The organism is Paenibacillus marinisediminis, assembly GCF_054343325.1.
In genome coordinates this window covers 308,613-328,056 of record NZ_JBTGUH010000002.1, presented here as the reverse complement: position 1 = coordinate 328,056, position 19,444 = coordinate 308,613, and the positions used below count along the sequence as shown (strand labels likewise).

The window sequence follows — 19,444 nt, the reverse complement described above, 5'->3', positions numbered from 1 at the left end:
CTCCAATCGAGCTTAAGATGAACCCGAACGAAGCCCAATCACATCAAAAGGGAGGAAATGTTATGAAGAAGAGAAATACGTTTATTCTTGCAATTGCCTGTCTAGTTATGGTGATGTCATTGTTCACAGGGTGCTCCAGCAATAAGGGAAATGGTGATGCTGCAGCCGGAGATCAACAGGGGAATGCGGCAAGCACCGATAGCAAAGAGAAAAAGATGGTGCGCTATGTTATGCCTGGCGTTGCACCGCAGGATCAAGCAATGGTAGAGGAAGCTATTAATAAGAAATTAGAAGCGGATGGCTTGAACTTAACTTACAAGGCAATCTACATTCCGTGGGATGTATGGGATCAAAAAACGAACCTCATGATGTCCACAGGCGAAGAATTTGAACTCATCCATATTATGCATGATATGAAGACGCCGGATGTGCTTGCCAGTAACGGTGGAATCATCCCAATCGATAAATACTTGGATGAGTACGGTCCTGAGCTGAAGAAGAGCATGCCGGATTGGATCTGGGATACAGCTAAGGTTAAAGGTGAAACCATATTTGTTCCTAACTTCTGGCTCGATACCGCCTATGCGGAAGGAATGGTAACGTTCCGAAAGGACCTGCTCGACAAAAACAATATACCAGCTCCAACCTCGCCTGAAGAGTTGTTGAATGTTTCAGAGACGTTACAGAAAAATTGGCCGGATGATAATAAAAAAGTGTATATCAGGGTTCTACCTGATGAGCCTACAACCTATTTGCATACCACATATGAAACGTTTCCGTTCACCATTTTTCAAAATCTAATCTATATCGACCAGCAGGGCAATGTGAAATCCTGGCTGGAGACAGAAGAGTTTAAGAAAGATGCGACATATTTCCGAGAAGCTTATACGCGTGGATTGATCAATCCTGATATCTTGACGCTGCCAGTAGAAGTAGCAAATCGTGAAGAAACACAAGGACGCTTCCTGTATCGTGAAGGCGAAGCAATTGCAGGCTCCAAGAAGCTTTCAAAAGATGTGCCAGGAGCAGAACTTGACCTGTACTATTTAAAAGATCAACAGTTGTTTAGACCTGTCGGTGTTCGGAACTCTAACGGGGTATCCGCAACATCCCCGCATCCTGAAGCTGCTATCGAGTTTTTGAATTGGGTATTCAGCAGTCAGGATAATTTTGATCTTGTCTTATACGGAATAAAAGATACACACTGGAAAGACACAGGAAAGAATAGCATGGAGATTCTTAAGAAAGATGCTAACGGTGCACAAACGTATTCATTAGCGTTCTGGATGCTTGGCAATCTGGAGATGAACCGCTGGGATGTTGATACTCATCCGAAGTTTGTTGAGATGAGAACGAAAGTTGCAGATGATGCAATCAACAGCATCACTCTTGGCTTTAACTTTGACGCAAGTCCAGTTGCGGTTGAATATGCGAACTGTATGACAGAGCTGAAGACAAGCATGTCGCCAATCAAGCTTGGCTTGTTGGACTACGACAAAGCTTTCCCTGAAGCGATTAAAAAGATGAAAGCCGCTGGCTTGGACAAAGTTGTTGCAGAGTATGAGTCACAATTTAAAGAATGGTTAGCTGCTTCCGGCAAATAGGTAATAGAGTGATTGCATCAGCCCCATTTCATATAGAGATATATGGATGGGGCTAATCGTATATGGAATATAATGTTATGGTAAAGAAAACGTTTTATCTTGCAATTGTTTGTCTTGTGATGATATGATGACCACAGTTGACCGATGAGTTAGCGGTAACTGTTACGACTAAATATAAAACTTAAATGGTAAGTAAATAATCATATCACCAATACTAACTAGAATAGAGAGGGACTAAGTGATGATGAAATATAAAGATCCTACTGTATCGATACAAGATAGAGTTCAAGATTTGATTGATAGAATGACCATTGAAGAGAAGATTGGGCAGCTTATGCAGCCGTTTGGCTGGCAAGCCTATGAGAAGAAGGGTGCTCAGATTGGACTGAGCGATTCTTTTAAAGAGCAGATCGCTCAGGGGGGAATTGGTTCTCTCTATGGTGTTCTTCGTGCGGATCCATGGACGAAGGTTACGCTAGAGACAGGTCTCACGGTTAAAGAAGGCGCTGAGATCACGAATGAAATGCAGAAATATGCAATTGAGAATACCCGTCTGGGTATCCCGATTCTATTTGGCGAAGAGTGTTCTCACGGTCATATGGCCATCGGCGGTACGGTGTTCCCCGTTCCACTGACAGCTGCAAGCACTTGGAATGCACAGCTCTATGAAGATATGTGTCGTGTCATTGCGAAGGAGACGAGAGCACAGGGCGGAGCTGCAACCTATTCTCCTGTGTTGGATGTGGTTCGTGATCCGCGCTGGGGCAGAACGGAAGAAACATATGGTGAGGATGCCTTCTTTAATGGAGAATTTGCGGTAGCAGCAGTGCGTGGACTACAGGGTGAACGTCTGGATGCAGACGATGCGATTGTGGCGACGTTGAAGCACTTTGTGGCATATGGTTCTCCTGAAGGCGGAAGAAATGGCGCGCCAGCTCACATCGGGAACATCGAGCTTCGTGAGAAGGATATGTATCCATTTGAACTAGCTGTTAAAGCAGGCGCGCAGTCCATCATGACCGCTTACAATGAGATTGACGGTGTACCTTGTACATCGAATCGCGAGCTGTTGACCGATATTTTGCGGAATGAATGGGGCTTTGACGGTTTCGTTATTACAGACTGCGGAGCTATGAGCTTGCTGCATCAGGGGCATTATGTAGCCGAGAATTTGCAGATTGCTACCAAAATGGCGCTCACCGCTGGTGTGGATATGGAGATGTCAGGCGAATTATTTAAGAGACAACTTCGTACCGCTTGTGATTCCGGCTTGGTTGATCAGGAGACGCTCGATCTTGCGGTTAGCAGAGTTCTAAACGTCAAGTTCAAGCTGGGCTTGTTTGAACGTCCATATGTTGATCCTGATCAGGCGGAGCTTCGAATTGGAATTGACGAGCATATCCAGCTTGCGAAGCAGGTTGCTGAAGAAGGCGTTGTGCTGTTGAAAAATGAACATGATGCGCTTCCGCTGTCTTCAACATTGAAGAAGCTCGCCGTGATCGGACCGAATGCGAACAATATGTACAATCAACTGGGTGACTATACATCTCCGCAGAAACGCGAGCAAGTGGTCACGATATTGGATGGCGTTCGCCAACTGGTCGGTGACAATACAGAGGTATTATATGCGAAAGGCTGCAGCATCAAAGAGGATTCCAGAGATGGCTTTGCGGAAGCGATCGAGGCAGCAAGACAAGCTGATGCAGCAGTTGTCGTACTTGGTGGATCCAGCACAAGAGACTTTGGTGAGGATACGATTAACGAACAAACGGGCGCAGCCGTGATTAATGCCAATTCTGGTCAGTCTGATATGGAGTGTGGCGAAGGCTTCGACCGTGCTGCATTGAACTTGCTCGGGGTCCAGCTAGAGCTTGTCAAAGAGATTCGTAAGGTAACATCTAATTTAATTGTTGTATACATCAATGGCCGTCCGATCAGTGAGCCATGGCTTGTTGAGCATGCGGATGCCATTCTGGAAGCGTGGTATCCAGGACAAGAAGGAGGCAGTGCAATCGCTGATATTCTGTTCGGGCACAGCAATCCTTCCGGTAAGCTCACGATTTCGATTCCGAAGGATGTAGGACAACTTCCAGTTTACTACAATTCGAAGCGAACGCGGGGACATCGGTATGTCGAGATGGATCATATGCCGCAGTATCCTTTCGGCTACGGATTAAGCTATACCCAGTTTGCATACAGTGACCTTGAGATTAGCAGAGCTTCTATGGGACCTGCTGACAGCTGTCAGGTATCTGTTAAAGTCACGAATACAGGAAAGGTTGCGGGTAAAGAGGTTGTTCAGCTGTACGTAACCGATCTGTTCAGCTCTGTAACAAGACCGGAGCGTGAGTTGAAAGGCTTTAAAAAGGTGCATATCGAGGCAGGAGAGACGGTAACTGTCGTATTTGATATCGGGGAAGAGCAGCTTCAAATGGTAACTCGCGACTTGAAGCGCGTTGTAGAGCCAGGACGTTTCATGATTCGTGTTGGAGGCGATTCACAGTGCACGCTCAGCGTGGATCTGGAGATTCTCGCTAACTAATAGAGGAATAGTTATACTTGAGAAGGACTGTTCAGATCGTATAAGTTTCTACGATCTGGACAGTCTTTCGTATATCTTGCTGAAGCAATAAACGGGGCTGCTATTCACAAATTAGCAAATGAAGCGAGGAGTCTAATAGATGAAATCTGAAAGTATATCAAAACATTTTGATACATTAACGGAGCAAAGATATCAACTTGCCGAAACCTTGCAATCCATGTCACTAGAACAATTATGGTATCGATATACAGAGGGAAAGTGGTCTATAGGTGAGCATATCTATCACTTATATTTAATTACAAGAATGCTTAAAGTTGCGACAAAATTATCTTTAGTGCTCACTCCATATGCTAAATGGAGGAGAAATAAGCCGTTCGCAACTGAAATACATGACATTTACGCCGAGTTCAAAGAAAAAAAGGGAAGGGGAATGAGAGCCCCTTGGATCTTAATACCGCCCAAAAGGATTCGTCATTCTTTAGATGGTAATGACTTATTGCGATTGCTCTTGAACGAGACCAATGAAATGAAAGCATTAGTTGAATATATAGACGAAGATATAGCGGGACACATAGTGTTTTTGGACCCGATTGCAAATTACCCTAACCTGATTCAGTCCATTCAGCTTCTGGCTATACATGAGAAGCATCATTTCAAAATAATTGAAAATAACTATGTTCCCTTCAAAAGCTGAAGCATATATCGTTTGATATCGACGATCCGTAGTGACTCCGGTTCACGGTCGGTTCCGGCAATAATAAGCGGAATGAGCGATTCCTGTTGACTTATGCCGCCATGGCCTGCGCCTCCTTTGTGTGTGGGTGAGCTGCCATACTTCAATTCATATCCAGGTTTAGCTGTGACCACCATATAATCGCCATCATGTGAATTTAACGCTGTTAACAATCGCTGTAAAGCATCAGGATATTGTCCATAGTCCAATGTATTCGCTTGGGAATTGATCAGTAGATCTAACACATCCGGGTCATGGGTTAATGTCCAGGTTTGGTTATAGGGATCGACCATTGCTCCACCAGATTGATAGGCGAATTCTTTAGATAATCCTGCTTGAACAACGCGAATCCATCCATCTTCTTTCCAAGCCAGGATATCGAATCTATTGTCAGTCCTTAGAGCATTCGCAATATGTTCAAATGTTAAGTGCTGTGACAGCCTATATAGATAAGCCATTCTGTCATTTATCGCAAGTATGATCTCGGTATGGTTCGTAACGTCTGCCCCCGGTCGTAAGACGTTGTACTCCTTTAAGGAGTGGCTTAGTTCAATGATCGATTGTTGATTAGCCGGCAGGACATGAGCCATTCCGTTATCTCCCATAATTATTATCACAGCCTTGTTCAAAGCTTCTTCCCAAGAACCAAAAGACTGCAGCAGAGACTGAAGCTGTTTATCTGTGTTGATAACACCATCCAAATCTTCAGGGCCCTTCTTATGTATCTTGCTGTCTAGATCGGGAAAATAGACATATAGGAAATGTGGTAATTGGTTGTTCCGAATGAGATACTTTACTGTTTCTAGAGCATATTCATTAGTGAAGCCGAACCGATTGATTAAATTAACAGGTAGGTATATCTTGCCTTTTAGAGGGTTCAAGAATGCACCATACGAGAATAGATCAGGTCCATTTACTTTAAGTTTTTTAGGTATCACGGTAAGCATGTGAATCCAAAACGGAAACGTCAGCTGGTGGTCGGAGCTTCCCCGATAAATCAAGCCGTTAATAGAACCCGATGTCATACCCATTTTGACTAAATCTTCGTAGATGGTTGGGATATGCGGATTCAGATGTTTTCCGTTCATATGGATCAATGCGTCACTCAAATACTGATTGATTCCGTTTCTGCATATTTCCAGAGGTCCGCTGCCATAATTAATGATCTTCTTATCTCGCGTAGAATACCAGACCAATCCCGGTACGTGATGTTGATCCGGAAATGTCCCTGTCAGCAAAGTACTGTCAATCGACACAGACATGGTTGGAAATGAGGTAACGACATTCTTATAGTATTGACCCCGTTCAATTAGGAACTGAAAGGCGGGAAGCTTGTTTTGCTCGATTCCTTTATCAATCAAGTGACTCATTAAAGTATCGACACAGATGAAGATGATTTTGGGCGCATTCGGGTTAGTTTGGGAATTGATTCGAAGTCCTCGATCTGTTTGCATTTTTCCACCTGCCAGTCTCTTCTTCTAGTTTAGGATTCAAGTATATTTTTGGCATTCATCATCCCAATTATTCGGGGCCTATAGGGTTATCTTGAGCCGAATAGAGCCATAAGTGCTATAATTTGACTTCATAGCAGCGATAGAAATATGATGGTAGTAGGACAACAGTACTTATAATTCTTTGTGATGAACAGGAGGAGTTACTATGAATTACAGGGAACGAGATTATGAGTTTGTCGCTATTGAAAATGAAAGCTTCGGCGGGTACATACGTATGCCTTCATTTGTCACCAAATTTTTCATTAAATCGAACGTGAAGAAAATTAGAAAAATGATGGGCGGCGTCAGCAGGGATATCTCTGTTAGACCGATTCATATCGAAGATCGCAATATTAAAGGCTACAATAGCGATGTTCGTATTCGTATATATAAACCGGAAGGCGAAGCTAAGCGTCCTTTAATGGTTTTCATCCATGGCGGTGGTTGGATCGGCGGCTCTATTGATGCGGTTCACGATTACTGCAAAGCTATAGCTGACCAAGCAGATTGTGTAGTCCTATCCGTAGACTATCATTTAGCACCAGAAGCTCCATTTCCAGAAGGACTTGAGGATTCCTACGCGGCTGTTAAATGGGGTGTCGAGCATGCAGCAGAGCTGAATATCGATGTCGATAACGTGATCGTTTCGGGAGACAGCGCAGGGGGCAATTATTCTGCGATTATTTCCATTCTAGCTCGAGATCGTGCAGAGTTCCGCATTTCCAAGCAAATCTTACTTTATCCAGCGACAGATCTAACCGTGATGAGTAGTGGGATGATGAATAAGTCGGAGAGTGCATTTGGAGAGGCGATATTGGAAATGTATTTGAAGAAATCCAAGGAACCTCTGGATAGTTATCTCGTTTCGCCGATGCAATGTAAGGATCATACTAAGTTGCCGGATGCGTTGATCGTTGTTGGTGATCTGGATTTCCTAAAAGACTCGTCACTGGCCTATGCGAATAAACTGAAAGATGCAGGCAACAACGTTCATTTCTCCCTATATAAAAACACAAGACACGCCTTTATCGATAATACAGGAAATTGTAAGCAAGCCGAAGATTTAATACATGAAGTCAATGAATTTATCAATGGTCGACTTTAGGTTTACACGTACGATTCGAACTTAAATGATAAGAGGTAATTATGATAGAGATCAATACAGAATTAGTAAAAACTTTGATTCAGAAACAATTTCCCGAGTGGATGCACTTGCCTATTCGTCCAGTTGAGAAGAGCGGACATGATAACAGAACGTTTCACTTAGGAGATCATATGACTGTGAGACTGCCGAGCGGTGAAGGCTATGCGCCACAGGTTGAGAAAGAGCTCTATTGGCTTCCTAAGCTGAAGCCATTGCTCTCGCTACCCATATCAACTCCGTTAGCTAAAGGAGAACCAACGGAACTATATCCGTACCCTTGGTCTATCAATCAATGGATTAAGGGAGAAACAGTGAATCACGCCAATGCGAAGAACTTGAATCAATTCGCCGCAGATCTGGCTCGTTTCTTAAAGGAGCTTCAGTCGATCGATGCCTCCGATGGACCTATTGCAGGAGCGCATAACTTTTATCGCGGCGGTGATTTATCGATCTATCACGATCAGATGCAAGCTGCACTTGAACATCTCCAAGCGTTGCTGCCAACGGATAGGCTGAATGACATATGGTCTACTGCTATGAAATCGAAATGGACCAAGCGAAACGTGTGGGTTCACGGTGATGTTGCGCCGGGCAATCTATTAGTCCAAGATGGTAACCTATGTGCTGTCATTGACTTTGGCATATTGGGAGTAGGAGATCCTGCTTGTGATTACGTAATGGCTTGGACGTTCTTCGATCAAGAGAGCCGCAGCACTTTCTATGAGGCGCTAGAATGTGACGAAGATACATGGAATCGGGCAAGAGGCTGGGCACTGTGGAAAGCGTTGATAACCTATGACGGGCATGATAAAGATTCGTCTATGGCATTGGAGGCAAAGCGCACGATTGATGCGATTCTAGAGGAATGCTAGGATAACTCAGAAGTGTGGAGAAGTCAATTCCATAGTTTAATATTGAGGAGGAGCATTTTCTTTCATTCATTTGGAGGGAGTGCTCCTTTTTTGCTGTGAATCCCGCATTTTTCATTAGAGTAAAGACCATTAGTAATTAATAATTATACCTATAATTTCCCACAAATAAGTTGAATGCTTTGATATCATACCTTATAACGAGGTGAGTTAACATGGAAGTGTGGTGTGAATGATAGATGTGCTCATCTTGAGTAGGATATTTTCATGATTAATGACTCCTAATATAGATTAATCGAAAGGGTGATAACAATGAAAAATATGGTCTTGTTTGCTCAAATAGGTTCTTGGAGGGTGACTATAATTTAGCTCTCCAATATAGGGAGGTTAATTATATGTTTTTAGAACAGGATCAATTGGTTATCCGAAATGCTACTGCAAACGATGCACGAATCTTATGCAGCTGGTGGAATGATGGCAAGATTATGGCCCATGCAGGATTTCCAAATGGAATTGGTACTACGGAACAACAAATTATCGAGAATCTTGATACAGATACTGATCTCAATCGTCGATTAATTTTGGAGATCTCTGGTGTTCCTGTAGGAGAGATGAATTATAGAACTCTTGCCGATCATGTAGCTGAGATTGGAATTAAGATTTGTGATTTCAATCAACAAGAAAAAGGCTTCGGAACCACATTCTTAATGATGTTAATTAACTCATTGTTTGTAGACATGGGATATCACAAAGTCATCTTAGACACGAATGTCAATAATACCCGAGCACAGCACGTGTATGAAAAAATCGGATTACGAAGAGTTGCCGTCCGCCATGATTCATGGAGAAACCAATTGGGAGAATTGCAATCCTCAATTGATTATGAACTAACACGAGATGAATTTATAAATACGCTTCAACAATAAGATAAGTAACGCAGCTCAAGGAAGAGTCATTCCATCATAGGGGTGGCTTTTCCTTTATAAAAGGGGAGAAATAATTATGAACAAATATTATCTTGCTTATGAAGAACGTTATAAGAGAGTACATAGTGAAGGTCTTTCTTGGTTTAAAGATCAACCTACACCGGAATTATTAGAATGGGTTGAATGTAACAACATTGATGTTAATGATGAAATTTGTGATGTCGGATGTGGGGAAGGAAGAGACGCTCTGCACCTTGCTCAAAAAGGGTACAAAATAACTGCACTAGATGTTTCACAAACAGCTATTAAGAAATGTACGCAGCTTGCGAGTCAAAGAGGGATAGATGCTAATTTTGTTTTAGCTGACATTTTATCTGCAGACAAGACTTTTGGTAGAAAATTTAACTGGATATATTCGATTGCAACTTTGCACTTGCTTGTCGAAGATGAAGATCGGAAACAATTTCTTGATGCAGTATATAACATGCTTCGACCAGAAGGTAAACTGCTTTTAATAAACAAGGGGGACGGGCAATTAGAGAGGGAGTCAAATCCATCTACTGCTTTTCATTTGCAGGAAAGGACTGTTGGTGAAACAGGGAGAAAGATTATGGTTGCAAGTACTTCATATCGAGCAGTAAATTGGGTAAAGCATAAGCAGGAAATAGAAAGAGCAGGATTTATAATAAAGAAGGCGTTGGACACTGAAAATGATGAATATGATCAATGCATGACTGTATATCTGAAGCGCGAATAGCCAAGCTATTGAGGTATTCTTAGAAAGCTTGTATCTAGAGGATTCTTATAGGCAAACCTGAAAATAGATGTTAATTATGTCATGTCACGATCAAATTATAATCCTCGAGAGAGTAGTTATTTGTTGTAAATATAATTAAATAATTATATGATTATATATATGGATGAGGAGAGGATGTTTGCACATGGCTTTACCAATAGATGATATGTCTGCCGTATTCAAGCTGCTTGGTGATAAAACGAGACTGACCATCATCTCCTTATTGAAGGGACAGTCAGAATTATGCGTCTGTGAGATCGTGGATTACCTGCACACGACACAACCGAACGTTAGTCAGCATCTAAGAAAGTTGAAGTCAGCAGGTCTAGTGAGCGAAACAAGAAGAGGTCAATGGATTTATTATGCTCTTACATTGGACGACAAACCCTACTTGCAAGCAACTATAGAGCATCTCCCAACTTTGAAGCAAGAATCAAAGAGTTGTGATATAGCTGTTACAGACAAATAAGGAGTGATAGAGGTATGGATAACATTCAGAAAGACTCAATCCGCAATAATGTTCGAGGTCGATACAAACAAGTGGCAATCAAAGAGATTGCCATCAAATCAAGCTGCTGTGGATCAAGTGAACCAGTTGACTTTGATGAGATGTCTGAGAAGATGGGGTATTCCGCTGAAGAACTGGCTTCTGTACCACAAGGAGCTAACTTGGGACTTGGCTGCGGTAATCCGCAGGCCATCGCAGCACTTAAGCCAGGAGAAGTCGTTCTAGACTTAGGCAGCGGTGCAGGCTTTGACTGTTTCTTAGCGGCACGACAAGTTGGTTCAGAAGGTCTAGCCATTGGAGTTGATATGACACCTGAGATGGTCACTAAAGCACGTCAGAACGCATCTAAAGGTCAATTCACCAATACTGACTTCCGGCTTGGTGAGATCGAGCATCTGCCTGTGGCGAACGATACTGTTGATGTGATTATGTCTAACTGTGTTATTAACTTATCTCCAGATAAGCAGCAGGTGTTCCACGAAGCACATCGTGTCTTGAAATCAGGCGGCCGTCTAGCGATTTCAGACGTGATAATGACAGCAGAAATGCCACCTGAGATTCGTGCAGATATCGATGCTACGTATTCAGGATGCATTTCAGGAGCATCTTCGATTGAGGAGCTTGAAGGTTTTCTTCAGCAAGCTGGATTCACAGATATTAGCATTACGGCTAAGGATGAATCCAAGCTCTACATTAAGGAATGGCTTCCTGGCGCAGACATAGATCAATTTATTGTTTCAGCAATCATTCAAGCAAAAAAGTAATATTGAATATACAACAAAGGAGCCTTTTCAGGCTCCTTTTGTCTTCATCACTTAAGTGAAATGTTTACGTTTCATCCAGAGTGATACATTTACTAGACCAATCATTACAGGAACCTCCACGAGTGGACCGATGACAGCAGCAAATGCTGCTCCTGAATGAATTCCGAAGACACCAATAGCTACTGCAATAGCCAATTCGAAGTTGTTGCTTCCTGCTGTAAATGCTAGTGATGTACTAACCTCGTAACTCGCTCCAGCTCGTTTAGACAGGTAAAAAGAAGCGAAGAACATGACGACAAAGTATATCAACAATGGTATGGCAATGCGGACGGCGTCCATCGGCAACTTTAAGATCATATCGCCTTTAATCGAGAACATTATGACGATGGTAAACAATAATGCGATTAAGGTCAGCGGACTGATAATGGGTATAAATGCTTTCTCGTACCATTCGCGCCCCTTGAGCTTAACCAATAAAAAACGGGTTAGGAAGCCAGCTAGAAACGGTACGCCAAGATAGATAAACACGCTTTCTGCAATTTGTCCCATGGAAATATCCACGACCATGCCCTCTAATCCAAACCATTTTGGTAGAATGGTAATAAATACATAGGTGAATACTGAATAGAACAGGATCTGAAAAATAGAGTTAAAGGCGACTAGACCAGCTGTATATTCGCGGTCGCCCTTCGCAAGATCGTTCCATACGATGACCATTGCAATACAACGTGCAAGTCCAATCATAATGAGTCCTACCATGTATTCAGGATAATCATTCAAGAAAACTACGGCGAGGATGAACATCAGAACAGGACCGATCACCCAATTCTGAACTAAGGAGAGCAGTAGTACCTTCCAATCTTTAAACACACGCCACATCTCTTCATACCGTACTTTTGCAAGTGGGGGATACATCATAATAATAAGTCCAGCCGCAATGGGTATGGAAGTCGTACCAATTTGGAACTTATTCAAGCCTTCCACGAATTGTGGAGAAACATATCCGATACCGATGCCAAGCAGCATAGCTGCAAAAATCCATATGGTCAAATATCGATCGAGGAAGGATAGACGCTTCGTAACTTTAGCCACGCGTTGCTCATCTCCTTAACTGCTTATTTGCCTGTATCAGCAAATTGCTTGATTCTTGCCCCGATTTCATCACGAACGCGTTGGAAGAACTCCCATTTATCATCTTCTGTCCCTTCAGCCTTCGCAGGATCGTCAAAGCCCCAATGTGCGCGTTCTGTGTTATGCGGCGTTGTTGGACAAACATCATTTGCGTGTCCGCAGAGCGTAACTACAAGGTCTGCACGCTGCAGCAACTGGGGATCGATCACATTTGAAGTATGATTGGAAATATCGATACCGATTTCTTTCATCGCTTCGATTGCTTTTGGATTAACTCCGTGAGCTTCAATGCCTGCAGAGTATACATCCCATTCATTGCTTAAATATTGCTTGGCAAACCCATCTGCCATTTGGCTGCGGCAAGAATTGCCTGTGCAGAGAAAATAAATAATCTTTTTGTTTGTATACATCTTGATAACCACCTTTAATTGAATCTAAGAACACGTTGTGCACTTTGTTTTACGATATGATTCTACGATTTCGCATTGAGAGGGAAGAGCTTGAATGATCTCCTTTAAATAGGGCTCTAAATCACTCTTAAGTCGGACATGTACCCAAGTGCCGACCTTACGCTCAGTAATGATATCGGCCTGCTTAAGTTTCTTTACATGCTGACTAATGGCAGGCTGAGATAGTCCCATCAATGCAACCAGGTCACATACGCACAGCTCCTGAGCACTTAAATAAGCTATTATCGTCAAACGGGTAGGATCACCAACAACTTTTAGTTTGGTGGAGATATCGAGAATGTTATCAGTCATATATTCACCTCCACTTATATTTGTACACACTTATATTATTGGTTACTTATATATATTTCAAGCCTAATTCTAGATTTTTTATGATAATAGGTTAACGAATAACAATGGGGAGAGATAGATGTAAGGTAATCTGTTGGGGCGAATTGATAAGAAGATCAGACTAGCTTAATGGGGAGAAGCGCCAAGAAAGAGAAGAGAGGACGGATAGCCATTTAATTTATCGTTACATAGCTGGTCAGTCCTATCTAATCATTCGATTAAAGCGAAGTGATCGTTGGTAAGATCTTCATGAGTGGTCGATTCGATATCGAAGTTTTTGATTTACTTACCAATTCCTGTGACTGCGATGTTCTTAATGGGTTGTACATTTCGTATCTTCCATGGTGAAAAGACAGATTCCCGTGCAAGTTCAAATCGGAAAGCAACACTTTTTACTGTTTGGTTCTTCCGTTTAACGAACATAGATATAACTGCCTCTGCAGATAATTGATCCTCGATGTTCGTAAAGTAGGATTCATTTCTTCTAACCATTCGAAATGTCGTTCCGCTGTCCAGCTCCTTTAGAAAGTAGTGTAAAGTTTCAGAATTCGCACCATCCAACACGGTTTGTAGGAGATCTCGATCCCCTTGTGACAATGCTACAATATATACTTCCGATAGCATATCGGGTGAGATGGCATTTAAGTATGCCTCTCTTTTTCCAGCAGCCGTATAGACCATCAACTGATGAAATAAATCTGAATCAATGGATCGATGTGTACTGCTGCCTTGAAAATGCACGCAGAAGTGTCCGGAAAATGCATTGTCCGGAATTCCGTCCCCACCATGAGGCATCCCATTCATAGAAGCAGCGATTTTCATATTGTTCTCTGTCACGACTAATATCGCTTTTCGATTCCAGCTCCAGTGATCATCGTAGATCTGCTTCATCGTCTTCGTGTCTTCTTTGGTTAAAGGCTGCACATCAGCATGCTTGCTTCCGGCCCGCCGTTGCACACGGAACTTCAATCCTGTCTCCATATCAACAATAGTGAATTTACTTTTCCTCGGGAGTAATACTTTCGCTTCGTTCCAAGGGGTAATCGCCCCATAATGAAGTTTCCTTAATGACTCAACATGTTCCAGTAATTGCTTCGCTGCTTTCGGTGTAAGAACAAGACGTGTTAATTCAGCTGCATTCCACAAGGCACCGGATTTCTCCATACGAAAATTTCTTGTGCTGCCATTCTGCATAGTCGTAATATAAATGTCGGAGAGCGCAGTGGGGTACTCGGATTTCTCTTCCTTACTATCTTTGAATAAATGAAGGACTTCCGCATTTTTTAAAACCATATTGTGCTCAAATGTTGCAGATGGACTAATCCGAATACTTATAACAGCTTCAGCTGTTGGTGCCTTGTTATCAGCATGGACTATTGTACTATAGGAAAAACAGGATAGGAGGAGCAGCGATATCAGGGTGCGAGTCACTAAAGGGATCATGTTCTGGCCTCCACATAACTGGTGTTTATGAAATCCATATTTCGGGGTAATCGTCCATCATTCCAATAGCCCAAGTTTAATGTACACTTTTTTCGATACCACACCATCAACGGTTAATTGATGATCCTGCTGAAAACGTTTGAGAGCTGCTGTTGTGCTTGATTTAAATTTGCCATTACACACGCCTTTGAAATATCCTGCATTTTGTAGACGCGATTGAATCAATAGCACATCTCCACCGACGTCCCCCTCTGCCAGAACACGCGGTTCGTGATTCAGATCTCCCAATACATGTCCTAGAATCGTAACTCTTGTCCCAACTGGAACCATCGAATACAGCTCTATAACTTCGTGGTTGCGCATTCGAATGCAGCCATGACTTAAATGTTGTCCAATGGAATGGGGTCTATTGGTACCATGAATACCGTAATGACCCCAAGGTACATTTAAACCTAACCATCGCGGACCGAATGAAGGCCCCCAGTTTTCACCTTTGAAGATAATGCGATACTCCCCAACCGGGGTAGGGGTAGAAGGGTTTCCGACAGCAACATGGTATGATCTGATTTTACGTCCTTGTTTACAGACAACTAACCGGTGTAACTGAGGGAATACAATAATATCATAGCTTTCCTCGGACAGTTCTGGCGTGAGAGGAGAAGCGTTAACAGTTAAATGATTTATATTATTAATTAAAATTAGCAAGATCAAGAACATGGTTACGGTTCGAATATATAAAGAAAAGCTATGGTTCATGTTTTTCTCCTACATCTTGATATTGGATGCTATATGTAGGGTTCATCAGATATAAACTTTTTATTCAACAATTAGCAATTGTGAAGCAATCGCACTACAGGAGGATGGGGATGGGAACTCCGAGGCTGAATTAACGATTGTAGGTTATCACAAAGACACGAAAACCGTTCATCAAATTCTAACGAATAGAGCAGATAAATGGACGATTGAAGTTGCTGGAGCACTAAATGGTGCTGACGCACACATACCATCAACTGTTACATTTCCGTTTGCAAGCTTTGATGTCGTATACCAACGTATTAAAAAAATTTCCGTCCGTATACAACAATATCGCCCATAGAGCTTGGTCAGATGACTAAGCTCTACTTTCATGTCCTTTTTACGTAAATAGTAGTCCTTTAGTCTGTTGAAGTTGAAATGATATTTTTATAGACTGGTATCAGTTAGATGAACATTCTATCAAAAATGCTTACAAGGAATTTGAGGAGGAACTAGTTTTGAATCATTTTACGATATTTGCATCCAGGAATGACATTGACGATATTGAAGCGAAGATACTAGACGTTTTTGCTAAGGGCTTTGACGTTAAAGTTAACGTGAATGAATATGTTATCAAGTCCAAGACGCTGTTCAACAAACACAAAATTACGATCAGAGTCGCATCCGAAGAAACGAATCCCGATTATTTCTCGAATAATATTCCTGGGATGATGGGGTTTTATGATCGTATTCCTTTCGGAGACGAGAATTTAAAAGATTTGGTTATGACACAAATATCCGTGTTGAATACGATGGTTGCCATCGAATCGGAGAAAGAAATCAACGACGGACTGATGCAACTATTCACGAGACTGCTAACAGAAGTTGGTGGGATCGGCTTTTTGCCAAATGGAATATTACTTGATCAAGATGGAGATGTCATTGTTTATCCTGATGGCAGATCGGGTTCGTCCGACTTTAGACCTCATGCCGCTCCGAGAAAGGTGCTGGGGCCTGAGATCACATCCGAGGAAGGCGAACAGCGAAAAGACAGAAGTATAGCCTATTTAAATGAAAGGGGTATTCCGTATATTAGCTGGATGCCTCAGCTGCCGCCAATAGTTCAATGTCAGTTTAAAACTCAGGAAGAAATAGCAAAACGAGCTATCGCCCTATTAATCGTGATCCAATATGCTTGTGATGTCGCGCAAAGCCGAGATATCCATGAGTCCAAAGACTTCTTTATAAGCTTGCTGCAAAAATATGGCGTGGAAGATGGCTTGACTGAGAATGAAAGCAGCTTTTTACAGGATGATGAACCTGATGTGCAAGAGGCTGTCAATCTAACTTGGCAATATGAAGCGTATTGGCCGCTTATATGGGCTTTGGGGCTTGTAGATACACTTGAATTCCCTGATCAGGTATGCGACTGCGATTATGCGATTAACATCGTTTCCAACTGTGAATCGTTCGAACAGTTCTATCAGACAACTACGATGCGCAGCAAACAAGAGATACTAGATGAGGCAGATAAAATCTATAGACTTCATTGGGCATGTGTAAATAGCAGAATTAAAGGAGAGGAAGCTCCTGCCGGCATGAATGAAAGTATTGTTATGGAAAGACGGAGAGGACTGTTTTGGATGACCGGACATCGGGATGAACATTGGGATGATATTTCGATGGATACCTAGAATCAAGACCTCAACACATTCATAAGGAGGATATTCATTTGAACTGGTTAAATGAAGAGCTGGCAGCAAAATGGCGCAGCGAAGGTAAAAGGTATGCTTCTGAAATAAACGAATATGTTCGAATCGGAATGGAAACCGATTGGAAGCAAAATCAAAAGGAACCAGAGTATGACCAGCGTCATCAAATGTCTTCGGCTGTAGTTAAAATGATTCGCGCTGCAAATAAAGCTGGAGATGTAGAACGACTGCGGCGGGAATTGCCACCGGCAACGTGGCCGATTACGCATTCACGTGAGCAAGAGCTGCAGGCAATTAGGCCTACTGCTTTTATCAAGGATGGCGGTGTCATTGTACATACTGCTGCACACCCAGGAACGGGTGGATCGTTGTACCTTGTTTATCAAGATCAAATAACTGAGATTTCAGGATTGAATCATATCGGCTGCTCGCCGGACGGAAACTATTTTGCTCTTGTTAATCAAGAAGGTATTCGGATCGTGCGTGAATTGAATTGTCATTTTGAGGGTGAAGAGACAGCGTTTTTTGCGTGGGAAAATATAAAGAGCAGTATTAAAGCCTCACTCGCTAACTTGGAATCTCTTGCAGATGAAGAGCATCCGGAGTGTATGTTAATCGAAGCGATTCCGTATGGCAATGGGAAAAAGGTGTTGCTTGTATCCGATCTCGGAATCTATACAGTGGAAAGCGAACAGGCAAAGTTGATTCATCCGGACATTTCTGAGTTTTTAGAGGATGATGACTTTGAGATTACGTCCATTGCTATGGCCCATGGAGCCGTTTCACCGGATGAACGCTGGATTGCTTATGGAAGCCAGTGCAGTGAGCATCTACTGCGAGATTTGACTGATGGAACCGAATATTCATTTGCACCTGAATCCAGTTACCCGCATTTTTCCCTTTTTTCCCGAGACAGTCGCGAGGTATGGTATAATTCCTGTCATTTTTATAATGGTGTAACGATTCGTGTGCCAGTTTCAGCGGCCGGGCAAGGTACTGCTGAAGACAATGAAGAGTGGGATCTCATGGACGAGGAAATGCGTGTATACGCCGCAGTCGCTCTGGAAAATGGCCATATCTTAGGCGACGCCAACGGTTATCTTCGATATATTAATCGAGAAGGTCAACAGGTGTGGCGCCATTTTGTCGGCAGTACGATATCAGGGATGGTCTTATCAACAGATGAAGCGCAGTTAGCGGTAGGAACATACGGAGGCATGCTCCACTTTATTGATCTGAACAGTGGGGTCAGGGATGAATACACGATAGGTACCGCTGATATATCGGAAACAAGCCGCTGGATTCTATGGCGGAACGAGGAGCCGGTTCGCTGGTAGCATATAGAGTAACAATATACTTTAGTACGTGAACATTAAAACAGCGGTCAGTCTAAGACTTTTGCGTCCATGGCTGCCGCTGTTTTTTTTAGATATGGTCACAACTATTCAACGTCACAAAAATATGATTTGCTCTAATTCGTCTTTCGCACATAAATGATTCCACGAATACGTTCTTCACTTAGATGGAATAGTTCCGCTAGTTGATCGAATCGATATCCTTCATTATATTTACGGAATATCTCATCATTTCTTTTATCAATCTCATCACGAATTCCTGTTGAAGATCCCCAATCATCCCATACGGTTTGAGGAATATAAATATGCTTTCCGTGTACATATTTTTGTATTTCTTGAATCAACTCGGCCGGTAATACTTCTTTAGCATTTATATATTTCTTCATATTGGACTTATACGTTTCTGTAGACGAATGATGTTTGCATTTTCTAATTTATTGTTATTGAACCCCTCTGCAACAAGTGCGGAAAAGACATCAAAATGCTTTAAAGTCATTCGGGTCATAACACACTGTACATTCAATTGTTTCATGGATAATAAAGCAGCATGTAATAATCTTTTTTTCTCTTTACTACTTACTTCAAACCTAGGACGAAAATGCAATCCAAACGCAGAAGCATGAAGTTCTTTGCTATTCCCGCTATCATATATATTGACTCGATAATAAGCAATCCCAGAAATTTCGCTTGAACCTTTATCTCTTAGTGTTAAGACGATTTCGTCTGGTGTACGCTCCCTATCATATACATTCCCAACAAGTTCAGCCATGTTGTCTTCGCCATCTTCTAAAAGCATCTGTTGTATCGTATGAAAGTTCATAACCGAAGAAGGTTCGATTCCAGTCTTGCTAAATTGATCTGATTCTTCCCAACAATTTAAATCCAAAAA

19 protein-coding genes are annotated in these 19,444 nt (G+C 42.2%); 11 read left to right on the top strand and 8 right to left on the bottom strand.

The features are described 5' to 3' along the window. Positions 1–62 precede the first annotated feature (62 nt). The 3 genes from ACXX53_RS07270 to ACXX53_RS07260 all read left to right on the top strand — a co-directional run bounded on the left by ACXX53_RS07270 (position 63) and on the right by ACXX53_RS07260 (position 4,840). The gene (locus ACXX53_RS07270) at positions 63–1,604 is read left to right on the top strand and encodes an extracellular solute-binding protein (RefSeq protein WP_458567962.1); all 1,542 of its coding nucleotides are present in this window, start codon (positions 63–65) and stop codon (positions 1,602–1,604) included. A gap of 244 nt (positions 1,605–1,848) precedes the next feature. Beyond that, a complete protein-coding gene (locus tag ACXX53_RS07265) occupies positions 1,849–4,146 on the top strand; it encodes a glycoside hydrolase family 3 N-terminal domain-containing protein (protein ID WP_458568364.1) in 2,298 nt (765 codons plus the stop codon). A 139-nt stretch (positions 4,147–4,285) separates the two neighbouring features. Then, entirely contained in the window at positions 4,286–4,840 is a 555-nt protein-coding gene (locus tag ACXX53_RS07260) for a DinB family protein (RefSeq protein WP_458567961.1), read from the top strand. Here the strand turns inward: ACXX53_RS07260 and ACXX53_RS07255 are convergent. Further along, positions 4,819–6,333, bottom strand: a complete 1,515-nt coding sequence (locus ACXX53_RS07255; protein ID WP_458567960.1) for an alkaline phosphatase family protein — start codon at positions 6,331–6,333, stop codon at positions 4,819–4,821. The genes ACXX53_RS07260 and ACXX53_RS07255 overlap by 22 nt on opposite strands. Before the next feature lie 205 nt (positions 6,334–6,538). Between ACXX53_RS07255 and ACXX53_RS07250 the strand changes: the two genes are divergently transcribed. From ACXX53_RS07250 to ACXX53_RS07225, 6 genes are all read left to right on the top strand, one after another. Further along, positions 6,539–7,477, top strand: a complete 939-nt coding sequence (locus ACXX53_RS07250) for an alpha/beta hydrolase (protein ID WP_458567959.1) — start codon at positions 6,539–6,541, stop codon at positions 7,475–7,477. A gap of 41 nt (positions 7,478–7,518) precedes the next feature. After that, complete coding sequence (locus ACXX53_RS07245; RefSeq protein WP_458567958.1) at positions 7,519–8,388, top strand: aminoglycoside phosphotransferase family protein; 870 nt, start codon at positions 7,519–7,521, stop codon at positions 8,386–8,388. A gap of 392 nt (positions 8,389–8,780) precedes the next feature. Next, entirely contained in the window at positions 8,781–9,311 is a 531-nt protein-coding gene (locus tag ACXX53_RS07240; protein ID WP_458567957.1) for a GNAT family N-acetyltransferase, read from the top strand. 76 nt (positions 9,312–9,387) lie between these two features. After that, positions 9,388–10,068 carry a class I SAM-dependent methyltransferase gene (locus tag ACXX53_RS07235; RefSeq protein WP_458567956.1) on the top strand — a complete coding sequence of 227 codons (681 nt, stop codon included), beginning with the start codon at positions 9,388–9,390 and terminating at the stop codon, positions 10,066–10,068. Between the two features lie 184 nt (positions 10,069–10,252). Then, positions 10,253–10,576 (top strand): ArsR/SmtB family transcription factor, encoded by a 324-nt coding sequence (locus ACXX53_RS07230; protein WP_458567955.1) that lies wholly within the window; start codon positions 10,253–10,255, stop codon positions 10,574–10,576. A gap of 14 nt (positions 10,577–10,590) precedes the next feature. Next, the gene (locus tag ACXX53_RS07225) at positions 10,591–11,379 is read left to right on the top strand and encodes an arsenite methyltransferase (protein ID WP_458567954.1); all 789 of its coding nucleotides are present in this window, start codon (positions 10,591–10,593) and stop codon (positions 11,377–11,379) included. Positions 11,380–11,430: 51 nt separating this feature from the next. Here the strand turns inward: ACXX53_RS07225 and arsB are convergent, their stop codons facing one another. The 5 genes from arsB to ACXX53_RS07200 form a co-directional block, all read right to left on the bottom strand. Then, positions 11,431–12,471: an ACR3 family arsenite efflux transporter gene (gene arsB, locus ACXX53_RS07220; protein WP_458567953.1), complete on the bottom strand. Its 1,041-nt coding sequence runs from the start codon at positions 12,469–12,471 to the stop codon at positions 11,431–11,433. A 23-nt stretch (positions 12,472–12,494) separates the two neighbouring features. Further along, the gene (arsC, locus tag ACXX53_RS07215; RefSeq protein WP_458567952.1) at positions 12,495–12,920 is read right to left on the bottom strand and encodes an arsenate reductase (thioredoxin); all 426 of its coding nucleotides are present in this window, start codon (positions 12,918–12,920) and stop codon (positions 12,495–12,497) included. A 24-nt stretch (positions 12,921–12,944) separates the two neighbouring features. Further along, positions 12,945–13,271, bottom strand: coding sequence for an ArsR/SmtB family transcription factor (locus ACXX53_RS07210; RefSeq protein ID WP_458567951.1), 327 nt, complete (start codon positions 13,269–13,271; stop codon positions 12,945–12,947). A 321-nt stretch (positions 13,272–13,592) separates the two neighbouring features. After that, complete coding sequence (locus ACXX53_RS07205; protein WP_458567950.1) at positions 13,593–14,753, bottom strand: hypothetical protein; 1,161 nt, start codon at positions 14,751–14,753, stop codon at positions 13,593–13,595. Between the two features lie 57 nt (positions 14,754–14,810). Then, positions 14,811–15,509, bottom strand: coding sequence for a L,D-transpeptidase family protein (locus ACXX53_RS07200; protein WP_458567949.1), 699 nt, complete (start codon positions 15,507–15,509; stop codon positions 14,811–14,813). Between the two features lie 497 nt (positions 15,510–16,006). On the opposite strand from ACXX53_RS07200, the gene ACXX53_RS07195 reads away from it, so the two are divergent. Then, a complete protein-coding gene (locus ACXX53_RS07195) occupies positions 16,007–17,182 on the top strand; it encodes a DUF4272 domain-containing protein (protein WP_458567948.1) in 1,176 nt (391 codons plus the stop codon). A gap of 38 nt (positions 17,183–17,220) precedes the next feature. Further along, on the top strand, positions 17,221–18,537 hold the full coding sequence (locus tag ACXX53_RS07190) for a hypothetical protein (protein WP_458567947.1): 1,317 nt from the start codon (positions 17,221–17,223) through the stop codon (positions 18,535–18,537). A 134-nt stretch (positions 18,538–18,671) separates the two neighbouring features. Here ACXX53_RS07190 and ACXX53_RS07185 read toward each other — a convergent pair whose 3' ends face one another. After that, entirely contained in the window at positions 18,672–18,941 is a 270-nt protein-coding gene (locus ACXX53_RS07185; protein ID WP_458567946.1) for a CD3324 family protein, read from the bottom strand. Further along, the gene (locus ACXX53_RS07180; RefSeq protein WP_458567945.1) at positions 18,938–19,375 is read right to left on the bottom strand and encodes a hypothetical protein; all 438 of its coding nucleotides are present in this window, start codon (positions 19,373–19,375) and stop codon (positions 18,938–18,940) included. Before ACXX53_RS07180 ends, ACXX53_RS07185 begins: the two co-directional genes overlap by 4 nt. Between the last annotated feature and the right edge of the window lie 69 nt (positions 19,376–19,444).

Bases quoted from the DNA above. Each gene is read 5' to 3' on its own strand.
- ACXX53_RS07225 (WP_458567954.1), top strand. From the start codon at position 10,591: ATGGATAACATTCAGAAAGACTCAATCCGCAATAATGTTCGAGGTCGA.
- arsC (WP_458567952.1), bottom strand. From the start codon at position 12,920: ATGTATACAAACAAAAAGATTATTTATTTTCTCTGCACAGGCAATTCT.
- ACXX53_RS07260 (WP_458567961.1), top strand. From the start codon at position 4,286: ATGAAATCTGAAAGTATATCAAAACATTTTGATACATTAACGGAGCAA.
- ACXX53_RS07205 (WP_458567950.1), bottom strand. From the start codon at position 14,753: ATGATCCCTTTAGTGACTCGCACCCTGATATCGCTGCTCCTCCTATCC.
- ACXX53_RS07240 (WP_458567957.1), top strand. From the start codon at position 8,781: ATGTTTTTAGAACAGGATCAATTGGTTATCCGAAATGCTACTGCAAAC.
- ACXX53_RS07235 (WP_458567956.1), top strand. From the start codon at position 9,388: ATGAACAAATATTATCTTGCTTATGAAGAACGTTATAAGAGAGTACAT.
- ACXX53_RS07210 (WP_458567951.1), bottom strand. From the start codon at position 13,271: ATGACTGATAACATTCTCGATATCTCCACCAAACTAAAAGTTGTTGGT.
- ACXX53_RS07200 (WP_458567949.1), bottom strand. From the start codon at position 15,509: ATGAACCATAGCTTTTCTTTATATATTCGAACCGTAACCATGTTCTTG.
- ACXX53_RS07245 (WP_458567958.1), top strand. From the start codon at position 7,519: ATGATAGAGATCAATACAGAATTAGTAAAAACTTTGATTCAGAAACAA.
- ACXX53_RS07255 (WP_458567960.1), bottom strand. From the start codon at position 6,333: ATGCAAACAGATCGAGGACTTCGAATCAATTCCCAAACTAACCCGAAT.
- ACXX53_RS07230 (WP_458567955.1), top strand. From the start codon at position 10,253: ATGGCTTTACCAATAGATGATATGTCTGCCGTATTCAAGCTGCTTGGT.
- ACXX53_RS07180 (WP_458567945.1), bottom strand. From the start codon at position 19,375: ATGAACTTTCATACGATACAACAGATGCTTTTAGAAGATGGCGAAGAC.
- ACXX53_RS07185 (WP_458567946.1), bottom strand. From the start codon at position 18,941: ATGAAGAAATATATAAATGCTAAAGAAGTATTACCGGCCGAGTTGATT.
- ACXX53_RS07265 (WP_458568364.1), top strand. From the start codon at position 1,849: ATGAAATATAAAGATCCTACTGTATCGATACAAGATAGAGTTCAAGAT.
- ACXX53_RS07270 (WP_458567962.1), top strand. From the start codon at position 63: ATGAAGAAGAGAAATACGTTTATTCTTGCAATTGCCTGTCTAGTTATG.
- ACXX53_RS07250 (WP_458567959.1), top strand. From the start codon at position 6,539: ATGAATTACAGGGAACGAGATTATGAGTTTGTCGCTATTGAAAATGAA.